Annotated in this window: 6 protein-coding genes; all 6 read left to right on the top strand. The window is 70.4% G+C overall.

Annotated features, from left to right (window positions below; genetic code table 11):
- Positions 1 to 608 precede the first annotated feature (608 nt).
- The 6 genes from ABZ464_RS04135 (at position 609) to ABZ464_RS04110 (ending at position 11,979) form a co-directional block, all read left to right on the top strand.
- Positions 609 to 1,634: a hypothetical protein gene (locus tag ABZ464_RS04135; protein ID WP_359270575.1), complete on the top strand. Its 1,026-nt coding sequence runs from the start codon at positions 609 to 611 to the stop codon at positions 1,632 to 1,634.
- A 135-nt stretch (positions 1,635 to 1,769) separates the two neighbouring features.
- A complete protein-coding gene (locus tag ABZ464_RS04130; protein WP_359270572.1) occupies positions 1,770 to 2,528 on the top strand; it encodes an SDR family oxidoreductase in 759 nt (252 codons plus the stop codon).
- Positions 2,529 to 2,564: 36 nt separating this feature from the next.
- On the top strand, positions 2,565 to 4,238 hold the full coding sequence (locus tag ABZ464_RS04125) for an FAD-dependent monooxygenase (RefSeq protein WP_359270569.1): 1,674 nt from the start codon (positions 2,565 to 2,567) through the stop codon (positions 4,236 to 4,238).
- Between the two features lie 70 nt (positions 4,239 to 4,308).
- Positions 4,309 to 5,184 carry a VOC family protein gene (locus tag ABZ464_RS04120; RefSeq protein ID WP_359270567.1) on the top strand — a complete coding sequence of 292 codons (876 nt, stop codon included), beginning with the start codon at positions 4,309 to 4,311 and terminating at the stop codon, positions 5,182 to 5,184.
- A gap of 8 nt (positions 5,185 to 5,192) precedes the next feature.
- A complete protein-coding gene (locus ABZ464_RS04115) occupies positions 5,193 to 10,568 on the top strand; it encodes a beta-ketoacyl synthase N-terminal-like domain-containing protein (protein WP_359270564.1) in 5,376 nt (1,791 codons plus the stop codon).
- A 124-nt stretch (positions 10,569 to 10,692) separates the two neighbouring features.
- Complete coding sequence (locus ABZ464_RS04110; protein WP_359270562.1) at positions 10,693 to 11,979, top strand: PLP-dependent aminotransferase family protein; 1,287 nt, start codon at positions 10,693 to 10,695, stop codon at positions 11,977 to 11,979.
- Positions 11,980 to 11,993 lie beyond the last annotated feature (14 nt).

The following is an 11,993-nucleotide window of genomic DNA, read 5'->3' as shown; positions in this document are numbered from 1 at the left end:
CATCGGGCGACGGCATAAAGAAATCCGCCCGGAGAGCTAATCGGAATACCACTCTCCGCTTTATTGATCCGAGACTCATGGGGTTCTCGTCCGGCACGTAGTGGACGCATGGCCCGACGAAGCGGCCGCGGACGCTGCGTGACTGTCACCGGGTAGCGCCGGCGCACATCGACAGGCTTGCCCCCGGGTGCATCACCAGCACTTCCTCACGTCCCGCGCCGGCAGCCACAGATATCGCGCGTCCCCGACCAGACCACTCACGCCGACCCAACGGCTCAGAACCCAAACCGTTTCGGACCAATACCGGATGCAACGGAAAGGGCCGCGTCCGCCAAGCGAAATGGATCTTGACGGGTAGTGAGTCGGCTGCATAGCGTTCACATCGCCAGCACACCTGGCATCACTTTGCGCCAGACAAGCATGGCGTCACGGCTACGCCTCAAAAGGCTCTTGCCGCCTCGGCTTCGCTTTACCGGGCAGCCGACGCCTCGAATTTGCCGTGTTTCACCCCGAGCTATTGAGGGGTGGCCAAGCAGCTTCCGACTGCCCAGCCACCCCAGTGGTGAAACGCGCACTCTGGCGAGACCTACCAATGCGAAGGAGTCCCTGTGACCACCGCACCCGCCATCCCGGGCACTGGGTGGGAGATCACTCCCGAATTCACGTTCACCGACGAGGAGTGTACCGCTCTCGAGGAAGCCCTCAGCCGGGTCACCGCCAACCCGTATCGGCTCTATGAGGCGCATCTCTTCCAGATCAACGCGCTGATCGCCGAAGGAGTCGTCCCCGAACGTTTCCGCGCCTACGTGGACTCGCTGGCGACCATCGACCGCGCCGAGCAGCCGGCCGTCGTCATCAAGAACGTGCCGTACGACCGTGAGGTACCCGTCTTCGACTTCGACGAGCCCGTCAAGTCCAAGTACGAGCTGAAGACGACCTTCATCGCCGAGGGCTTCCTCGCTCTGTTCGCCCAACTCGCGAACACCCCTGGAATCGGGTACGTCAACGTCAACGACGGTGACGTATATCAGGACATCTACCCCAAGCGGTCGATGAAGGAGAGCCAGTCCCAGAAGGCTCTGAACCGCATCTACTTCCACAAGGACCTGGCGAACCACTTCGTGAGGCCCGACCAGGTCTACATGGTCGGCATGCGCAGCAATCCGGCGAACGAGGTGTACACCTCCTTCGTTCGCAACATCGACGTCATCGCCTCCTTCACGGAGGAGGAGCTGGAGGTGCTGCGCAGCAACGAGTTCTACACACCGTTCGACGACCTGACGGTCATGGGCGGTTCGCTGGAGCTCGGCGAAGCCGACAAGCATCCGGTCATCGGCGGCGAGGACGACCTGCGGTACTTCGAGAACCGCACCGTCGGCGTGACGGACCGCGCCAAGGCCCTCGTGCCCAGGGTCAACGAGGTTCTGCACGCCCTCAAGCGCCGGGTGTTCATCGGCCCGGGCGACTTCGTCATCACCTACAACAACCACACCGTGCACGCGAAGGAGGTCGTCACCGTCGGCGACCCGGACGCGCTGCGCACTCGGTGGATCATCAAGACCGTCAACGTCGACGACCTCGAGCCGCACCGGCCCCATCTGGTCCCCGGCACGGAGCATCTGATCAACGGCTGACAGCCACCGCTCACAGCGGCCGAGCGGCCGCCACGGGCAGGGGCGAGGCCCGACACCGTCATGAACGGCGAACCTCGCCCTCCTCACCGGTGGCCGCCGGCCGCTCCCAGGTCGTACGACCGAAGGAGACAGGTCTTGCAAGGCACGAACGACAACACCACTCAAGACGGCAAGCGCCACGAGCACGTCCTGATCGTGGGTGGCGGCTCCGGCATGGGGCGCGCGCTCGCCGAGCGGCTCCTCGCGGCGGGAAACACAGTCACCCTCGTCGGGCGCTCCGCCGACAAACTCGACCGCGTCTGCGTCGAGCTGGGCGATCCGGCGGAGCTGCGCACCGTAGCGGCGGACGTGACGCGCGAGGAGGACGTGGCGAAGCTCTTCGCCACGGTCGGTGACATCCACCATCTCGTGTGCACGGCCGCCGATCTGACAGGCGCCTACGCGCCGATCTCCGCCCTCGACATCGCGGACGCGCACCGCGTCATCGACTCGAAGATCGTGGCGCCGCTGCTGCTCGCCAAGCACGGGCACACGTGCCTTCTCCCGGGCGGCTCCATCTCGTTCACCTCGGGCATCGCGGCCTACCGTCCCTCCGCGAAGGGGTCCGTCGTGGCGTCCGTGAACGGGGCGATCGAGTCCCTCGTCTACGCACTCGCGGTCGAGCTGGCGCCGATCCGCGTCAACGCCGTCTCCCCCGGCTGGGTCGACACCCCGTTCTGGGACGCCATGGCCGGCGACGGCAAGGAGGCCGTCCTGGACGGCATGGCCAAGCGTCTGCCGGTCGGCAGGGTCGGTGCCGCCGGAGACCTCGCGCAGGTCTTCGAGATGGTCATGCGCAACACGTTCATCACCGGAACGGTGGTCCACGCGGACGGCGGCCATCGCCTGATCTGATCACCGGGCTGCCCGCCCGGAGAACGGGGAGAACTCATGGCAGCAGTCAAAGAATTCGGGCACGGGTACGCGGGTGGATCCGGGTTCGCGGACGCGTACGACGTCCTGGTCGTCGGCGCGGGGGCCGTGGGCCTTGCTGCCGCCGCCGAGCTCGGCTCGCGCCGCGTCCGGTGTCTCGTCGTCGACCACGACGACCGGACCGGCGACCACTCGCCGCGCGCGAAGATCGTCAACGTCCGCACCCGGGAGCACTTCCGGCGCTGGGGCCTCGCGGACGAACTGAAGTACACCTCACCGCTGGGGTCCGACCTGCCCTCCACGGCCGTCTTCGTGACCCGGATGAACGGGCACCTGCTGGCGCGCTTCGACAACGCGATGAACGGCAGCCAGGTACCCAACAACCTGTACGCGGAGGAGGCGCAGTGGGTCCCGCAGTACGCCCTGGAGGACGTGCTGCGGCGGTACGTCACCTCGCGCCCCGGGGTGGACCTGCGGGTGGGGCACGAGTTCCTCGACGCCCGGCAGGACGACAGTGGTGTCACGGCCCGGATCCGGGCCGTCGGCACCGGGGAGACCCACGAGGTCCGCTGTCGCTTCCTGATCGGAGCCGACGGGCCGCGCAGCCGGGTGCGGGACCTCATCGGCGCCCGGATGACCGGGACTTCGTCCCTGTCGCGGAACTGCACGATCGTCTTCCGGGCGCCGGACCTGGCACACCGGCACCCGTTCGGCCGGGCCATCATGTACTGGCTGGTGAACGACGACGTCCCCGGTCTGCTCGGCCCGATGGACGACAAGGGGCTGTGGTTCTTCACCGCGACCCGGATGACGGACAACGACCTCGACGGGCTCGATCTCGTCGGGCTGATCCGTCGGACGACCGGACTGCATGACCTCGATGTCGAGATCATCGGTGCCGATCCCTGGGTCGCCCACAGCCTCCTCGCCGACTGCTACTCCCGAGGCCGGATGTTCCTCGCGGGCGACGCCTGCCATCTCAATCCGCCGCACGGCGGGTTCGGGATGAACATGGGCATCGGCGACGCCGTCGACTTGGGTTGGAAGACGGCGGCCGTGCTCCAGGGCTGGGGCGGCGAGGGACTGCTCCGCGGGTACGAGAGCGAACGCCGCCCGATCCACACCCGGTTGGTCGACGAGGCGGTCTCCTACCACAACACCTTCAACCACCAGCTCGTCCGGCCGGGCATGGAGGAGACCGGGCTCGTGGGCGAGGCGACCCGCCAGGAGGTCGGCGGCCTCATCGAACTCACCAAGATCTACGACTTCAAGTCCCTGGGCCTGGTGCTGGGTTCGGACTACCGACAGTCGCCTCTGGTGGTGTCGGACGGAAGTGCGCCGCCGCCGGTCAGCTCCCTCGTGTACACACCGTCGGCCCATCCGGGCTGCCTGGCCCCGCACTTGTGGCTGCGGGACGGCTCCTCGCTCTACGACCACTTCGGGCCGGGCCTCAGCCTCCTGGTGACCTCGGGTGACCCTGTCGACGCCGAACCGCTGCTGGCCGCCGCCCGTACGCGGGGAGTCCCGATGAGCTTGGTCGCGCCCAGAGACGTACGGCTGCCGGCGCGTTACGAGGCGCGGTACACCCTCGTCCGGCCCGACCAGCATGTGGCCTGGCGGGGCGAGACCCTGCCCGAGGACGCGTACGCGCTGCTGGACCACGTGTGCGGCAACGTCCGCCGCCGGCAGTGACGACACCTCGGCCGTCCCCCTCCCCCGTCACCACCGATCCACCGACTCACCGCTCGCGAGGAGTGTGCAAGTGTTCCGATCGTCCTTGTCCTACCTCTCCCTGAAGACTCCCGACCTCGAAGCGGCCGCCGCCTTCTACGAGAAGGCCCTCGGCATGACCCGTACCGACACCGAGGCGTCCGCACCTGTGCGGCTCGGCTTCGGCCGTGGCCACCACGCCGTCGAGCTCGTGGCGGGCAGCCCCGGCCTCGACCACTTCGCCTTCGAGGTGAGGGACGAATCGGACCTGGCCGCCCTCAGGGAACGCCTGCGGCGGGCCGGGGTCGCGATGTCCCAGCCGCCCGGGGACCGGGTCGCTCCCGGGGTGTTCGCCATCGTCGACCCGGACGGCAATCGGCTGGAGTTCCACGGCGCGATCGACCGCAGCGGCGAGCGGTCCGGCGGCCTGCGCCCGGACTGTGTCCAGCACCTTGCGCTCGCCTCGCCGGATGCCGGGCGCCTGGTCCGCTTCTACGTCGATGTCCTCGGCTTCCGCGTGTCCGACCAGATGGGCGAGGACGCGGGCTTCTGGCTGCGGTCCGCACAGGAGCACCACTCGCTGGCGATCTTCGAGCGGGAGCGGAACCACGGCCTCGACCACTACTCGTTCGACGTGGCCGGCTGGGACGCCTTCAAGGTGTGGTGCGACCACTTCTCCCGTGAGGGGGTGCCGGTGGTGTGGGGTCCAGGGCGGCACGGCGTCGGAAACAACCTCTTCATCATGTTCCACGACACCACGGGGTATCTGATCGAATTCTCGGCCGAGATGGACCTTTTCCCCGACGACAGCACCGCGGAGCCGGGCCAGTGGGACGACTATGGTCTCGCGGCGAGCCTGTGGGGCCCGGTCCCGGACTTCCGAAACCGACAGGCGGAGGTCGTCGCCGACTTCTCCGCCCAGCGCTGAGCACGCCGATGGGAGACCGACACGTGCGGGACGGGGACGAGAAGCAGACAGGCCCGGGGCGGTACGAGGGCGGTGCCGGAGAGCCGATCGCCGTCATCGGCATGGGCTGCCGCTTCGCCGGTGGGGTGAACTCGCCCGAGGCGTACTGGCGGATGCTGATGGAGGGGCAGGACGCGATCGGCGCGGTGCCGCCGGAACGGTGGGCCTCGTACGCCGAGGTTTCGCCACAGCACGCGGCGGCACTGCGGCGGGTGACGCGGCACGGTGGATTCCTCGACGACATCGAGGGGTTCGACGCCGAGTTCTTCGGAATCACCCCGCGCGAGGCCGAGTTGATGGACCCTCAGCAGCGGATCGTTCTGGAGGTGTCCTGGGAGGCGCTGGAACACGCCGGCATCCCCCCGCACACCCTCGCGGGCGGAGACACCGCCGTCTTCGTCGGCGTCGGCTCCGACGACTACGGGCGCCGCATGCTGGAGGACCTTCCCGGCATCGAGGCGTGGACGGGGATCGGCGCCGCCTACTGCGCGGTCGCCAACCGGGTCTCACACGCCCTGGACCTGCGTGGGCCGAGCCTCGCCGTCGACACCGCCTGCTCCGCCTCCCTCGTCTCCATCCACCTGGCCGTGCAGGCGCTGCGCCTGGGCGAGTGCCCCGTCGCGCTCGCGGGCGGCGTCAACATCATGGCGGCGCCGGGCCTGACTCTGGTTCTCGACGCCGCCGGAGCCGTCGCGCCGGACGGGCGCAGCAAGTCCTTCGACGCCGCCGCCGACGGCTACGGCCGGGGCGAGGGCGCCGGGGTCGTCGTCCTCAAGCGCCTCGTGGACGCCCGGCGCGACGGTGACCGGGTCCTCGCCGTCATCCGAGGCAGCGCCGTCCACCAGGACGGACGGACCAACGGCATCATGGCACCGAGCACCGAGGCCCAGGCGCATCTGCTGCGTCGCGCGTACCGCAATGCGGGTGTGGACCCGCTGACCGTCGACTACGTCGAGGCACACGGCACCGGCACTCGGGCGGGCGACCCCGTCGAGACCGCGGCGATGGGAGAGGTCTTCGGGGCCGGGCGTCCTGCCGACCGACCGTGCCTGATCGGTTCGGTGAAGCCGAACATCGGGCACTTGGAGGCGGGTGCGGGGGTCGCCGGACTCATCAAGGCGGTGCTGGCCCTCCACTACGGGCACCTGCCGCCGCAGGCGAACTTCAGCACACCGAACCCGGCGATCCCCTGGGACCGAATGGGACTGCGGGTGGTGGCCGAGCCGACTCCCTGGCCCGCCGGTGACCGACCGCGCCGGGCCGGGGTGTCCGGCTACGGCTACGGCGGCACGATCGGGCACATCGTCCTGGAGGATGCCCCCGAGCCGGACCCCGGGTCTGAAGCGGTCTCCGAACCGCACCGGGCTGGGCAGGCGGCGGAGTGCGCAGCGCCGCGCGTGTTCCCGCTCGGGGCCGCCGGCCTGCCGGGGTTACGCGCGGGCGCCGCCGCTCTCGCCGACTGGCTGTCCGCCGAGGGCGCCGACACGCCCCTCGACGACGTCGTGCGGACGCTCACCGTGCACCGCGACCCGGCGCCGGCACGGGCCGCCGTCACGGCCACCGACCGTGAGCAACTTATGGCACGGCTCAGGGCGTTCGCGGTGTCGGAGGACGATCTGCCCACGGAGGGCGTCGAGTCGGCACGAGTGCTGCCCGACGCGGGTCGGGGCGCGGTGTGGGTGTTCTCCGGGCACGGCTCGCAATGGGTCGGCATGGGACGTGAACTCCTTGCCGAGGAGTCGGCGTTCGCGAAGGTCATGGACGAGATCGAGCCGGTGTTCCTGGACGAGATCGGTTTCTCACCCCGTCGGGCCCTGCAGGATGGCGATCTCCACGAAGTGGACCGGATCCAGCCGGTGATCTTCGCGATGCAGGTTGCCCTCGCGGCCGTGTGGCGGGAGCGCGGCCTCGCTCCGGCGGCCGTCATCGGGCACTCGGTCGGCGAGATCGCGGCAGCCGTCGTCGCCGGGGTGCTGGAGCTCGCCGACGGCGCCCGTCTGGTCTGCCGCCGCTCCGCGCTGCTGCGCCGGGTCGCCGGCCGAGGTGCGATGATCATGGTGGGGCTGCCCTTCGACGATGTCGCCCGACAGCTCGCGGGCCGCGCTGACGCGACGGCAGCGATCGCCGCCTCCCCGCTGTCGACCGTTGTGGCGGGCGACATCGCGGCGGTGGAGGAGCTTGCCGCGCGCTGGCGGGACTCGTCGCTGTCCGTGCACCGCGTCGCCTCCGATGTCGCTTTCCACAGCGCCCACATGGACCCTCTGTTGGCAGAACTCCGTGACGCTGCCACGGGCCTGACTCCGAGTCGGCCCCGTGTCCCGCTCTACAGCACGGCGTTGGCGGACCCACGCGACAGCGCGCTGCGCGACGGGGCGTACTGGGCGGCCAACCTCCGCGAGCCGGTGCGTTTCGCGCAGGCGGTCGCCGCCGCCGTCGAGGACGGACACCGCGCCTTCGTCGAGGTGTCCGGGCACCCCGTGGTAGCCCATTCCCTCGCGGAGACCCTTGCCGAGCGGGGCATCGAGGACGCCGTCGTCGCGCACACGCTGCGCAGAGGCCGGGCCGAGCGGGAGACCCTCCTCGGCAACCTGGCGCTCCTGCACTGCCACGGCGTCCCGGTCGACTGGGCCGGCGTCACCCCGGGGCGGGCTGCGGACCTGCCGCGCACCGTCTGGCAGCACCGGCGGTTCTGGTACGAGTCGACGCGCGGCCCCGCCGTGACCGGCACCGCGCACGACGTGGCCGGGCACACTCTGCTCGGCGGCCGGGTCGATGTGCTCGGCAGCACTCCGGCGCGGCTGTGGCGGACCTTCCTGGACGCGTCCTGCCGCCCGTACCCGGGTGACCACCCGGTCCAGGGCGTCGAGATCGTCCCGGCGACGGTGCTCCTGAACACTTTCCTCACCGCCGCCACGGACGGGCGCGAGCCGCCCGGCCTGGCTGATGTGACGCTGCGCGTGCCGGTGGCGGTCAGCACACCGCGCGAGCTCCAGGTGGTCCTCCAGGAGGGCACCATACGGCTGACTTCACGCATCCTGGCGCGAGACGCGGCTGCCGGGGAGCCGGACACAGACGTCTCCTGGCTCACCCACACCACCGCTGTCGTGTCCCCGGGCACGCGGGTCGAGGACCGAGTCCTGGACGTCACGGCGCTGCGGGGACGCTGTGCGGAGCGGTTGGACGTCGGCTTCGTCGTCGAGCGGCTCGCCTCCGTGGGCGTAGCGGCCATGGGATTCCCTTGGGTAATAAGGGAGTTGAGGCGGACAGACGGGGAGCTGTTCGCGGAGGTCTCCGCGAGCCCCGACGACACACCGCCCACCTCGTGGGGTTCGGTGCTCGATGCCGCGCTGTCGATCGCGTCCGTGGTCTTCCCCGGGGAGCCGGTGCTGCGGATGCCGGCGCACATCCGTGAGGTCGCCGTACACGGCGGATGCCCCGCGCGGGTCCTGCTGCACGTGCGGACCGGCGACGGCACATCGGCGGCAGACACCGTCGACGTGACCGTGGCAGATCTGGACGGGCGGCCGGTGGCCCGGCTGGCCGGGCTGCACTACGGCCTGCTGGAGGGCGACCCGGGGACGACGGCCAGTCCGCGCCGCCTGGTCAGCGAGCCGGCCTGGCGCTCGCTCGCCCTGCCGGAGGCGCCCACCAACAGGTCCGCCCCCGCCACCTCGGCCGTCGTGGTCGGCGACCCGACGGCGGGACCACAGCTCGCCGCCGCACTCACCGAGGCGGGCCTGCCGTGTACGGCGATCGGCACATCGCAGGAGCTGGACGTCCCTCTGTCCCCTGGCACAGCCGTGATCGTGGTGCCGGGCGGAACGCCGGAGGTCGGTGACGTGCCGGTGGCGGCGACCGAGGGCGCCTGGCTAATGACCCAGGCGGTACGGCGTCTCGCGTCGACGGCACCGTCGCTACGGCTGAGCCTGTGGTGCGTGACGCGGGGCGTCCGCGAGGCTCGCACACCGAACGCCCTGGCGGACGCGCCACTATGGGGCCTGGGCCGGGTCGTGGGCGGCGAGCACCCCGAGCTGTGGGGCGGCGTCCTGGACCTGCCGGAGCAGCCGACACCGGAGACGTGGACAGCACTGGCCGAAGCGGTCCGCGCGCTGCCCGGCGAGGACGTAATCGCCCTGCCTGGAGGGGCAGTAAACGCACCACCCGGCACTCACGCTTCCCCTCCGCGCGGCAGTGGCGCCGAAGTACCCCGTCTCGTGCCGGTCGAGCGGGAGCCGGTACGCCCGGCGCTCGCCTGCCGGCCCGACGGCACGTATCTCATCACCGGCGGGCTCGGTGTCCTGGGCCTGGAGGTGGCAGCATGGCTGGCCGGCCGGGGTGCCCGGCGGCTCGTACTGGCGAGCCGGCACGGTCTGCCGCCCCGACAGTCCTGGGCGGCGCAGACCGACCCGAGGGTGCTGCGGCGGATCGATGCCGTCCGGGCCCTTGAGTCCCTGGGCGTCGGCGTACACGTCGTGGCCGTCGACGTCGGCGACCCAGCGGCGCTGGCCTCCGCGTTGGCCCCAGAGGCACTGGACCTGCCGCCGATACGGGGTGTGGTCCACGCCGCCGGAGTGCTGGACGACCGGCTCGTCAGCGCGGTGGACGAGGAGTCCCTCGCCCGGGTCATGCGACCAAAGGTCGAAGGGGCCCTGGCTCTGCATCAGTTGTTCCCGCCGGGCAGCGTGGACTTCTTCACCCTGTTCTCCTCGTGCGGCCAGCTTCTCGGCATCACCGGACAGGGCAGCTACGCCTCCGGCAACGCTTTCCTGGACGCCCTCGCCGCACACCGCGCAGCGCAGGGCGACGCCGGCACGGTGAGCATCGCATGGACTTCATGGCGGGGTCTCGGCATGTCGACGTCTTCGCAGGTCATCGACGCCGAGCTCGCGGCACGCGGCACGGCGGACATTTCGGCCGCCGAGGCCTTCCGCAGCTGGGAGTTCATCTCCCGGCACGCCGCTCCGTACTTCGTGGTGCTGCGCGGCAACAGAGCGGAGGCCCCGCTCGTCCGCGTACCGCTCCTGGAGGAACTCGCCGCCCGGACACCGGATTCGGCATCAGAGGAAGGCACGCAGCCGGCGTGGGCTTCGCTGCCCCCGCAGGAGCTTGTGGCCCTTGTGGAGGCGGAGGTGCGCGAGTCGGTCGCGGCGGAGCTGAAGTGGTCTCCGTCCGAACTCGACGCGCGGCGGCCGTTGATGGAGATGGGCCTGGACTCGGTGATGGCCCTGGTCATCAGACGCCGGCTGGAGAAGCGGTTCCGGCTGGCCCTGCCGACGACGCTTCTGTGGGACCACCCCACGATGGCGGCGATCGCCGGCTACCTGGCGGAGCGCCTGACGGCCTGACCGTCTGCCGGGTCGGCCCGGGGGCCGACCCGGCGGTTCCACCTGCCCTCTGAAGTCCTGAAGCCCTGAAGCCCTGAAGGAAGAAATGCCCCAAGAAGCCTCGCCGCGCCGGTCGCGGGTCCGCATGCCGATGTCTGATCTGCACGGCTCAGTCGCCGATCCCGCTCTGACCTCGATGACCCTCCTGAACGAGATAGCGGGCCGTTTCCCCGACGCTGTCTCGTTCGCCGCCGGACGCCCCTACGAGGGCTTCTACGCTCTGGACGACCTGCCGCGTTATCTGTCGGCGTTCGCCGCACACCTGGAGCGGGAACATTCCCTGTCCCCCGCCCAGGTACGGCGGACCTTCTTCCAGTACGGGCGTACGAAGGGCGTGATCCACGACCTGATCGCCCGCCATCTCGAACTCGACGAGGGCTTGGAGGTGGACCCGGAGTCCGTCGTGGTGACCACGGGCTGCCAGGAGGCGATGGTCTTGGTGCTGCGCGCCCTGCATCGTGACCCGCGTGACCTGGTGCTGGCGGCGACACCGTCGTACGTGGGTTTTATCGGCGCGGCCCGGGTCGCCGGCATGCCGGTGCGCGGGGTGGCCGAGGGGACGGACGGCATCGATCTGGCGTCCCTGCGTCGGCAGATCGGGGCGGCGCGGGCGGAGGGGCTGCGGCCCCGGGCGGTGTACGTCGTCCCGGACTTCGCGAACCCCAGCGGCGTCAGCATGCCGGTCCCGGCGCGGCGGGCGCTGCTGGAGCTGGCGGCGCGGGAGGACGTGCTGCTGCTGGAGGACAACCCGTACTCGATGTTCCGTCTCGACGGTGAGCGGCCACCGACGCTGAGGTCTTTGGACGCCGAGGGCCGGGTGGTCTATCTGGGGTCGTTCGCCAAGAGTGCGTTCGCGGGGGCGCGGGTCGGTTACGTGGTCGCGGACCAGGTGGTGGTCGGCGTGGACGGGCGGGAGAGCCTGTTCGCCGACGAACTGGCGAAGCTGAAGAGCATGGTCACGCTGAACACCTCGACCGTGGCGCAGGCCGTGATAGGCGGCTTCCTGGTCGAGAACGGCTGCAACGTCGTCACCGCCACCACCCGTGAGGCGGCGGTGTACCGACGGAACCTACGGGCGGTGCTGGAGGGCCTGGAGAGCCGGTTCGGGCCCTCCTGGCCCCACCACGGGGCAGTCCGCTGGAACACGCCCCGGGGCGGCATGTTCGTCGTCGTGACACTCCCCTTCCCCGCCGACGACGCGACCCTGGAGTACTCGGCCAGACGCTTCGGAGTGCTGTGGACACCGATGCACCACTTCTACGACGGAGCGGGAGGCCTGACGCAGGTCCGCCTGTCCTTCAGTGTCCTCACCCCCGAGGAGATCTTCCTGGGCCTCGACCGCCTGGCCAAACTGGTCGACGACCTCCGCTGACGCGCCGCCCTGGG

The organism is Streptomyces sp. NPDC005820 (genome assembly GCF_040630255.1).
GTDB lineage: Bacteria > Actinomycetota > Actinomycetes > Streptomycetales > Streptomycetaceae > Streptomyces.
The sequence above is the reverse complement of the archived record's forward strand: the minus strand, read 5'-3'. Positions and strand labels throughout refer to the sequence as shown.

What these genes read in the sequence shown, in the direction of transcription:
- ABZ464_RS04110 (WP_359270562.1), top strand. Translation starts at nt 10,693, where the DNA reads ATGCCGATGTCTGATCTGCACGGCTCAGTCGCCGATCCCGCTCTGACC.
- ABZ464_RS04115 (WP_359270564.1), top strand. Translation starts at nt 5,193, where the DNA reads ATGGGAGACCGACACGTGCGGGACGGGGACGAGAAGCAGACAGGCCCG.
- ABZ464_RS04125 (WP_359270569.1), top strand. Translation starts at nt 2,565, where the DNA reads ATGGCAGCAGTCAAAGAATTCGGGCACGGGTACGCGGGTGGATCCGGG.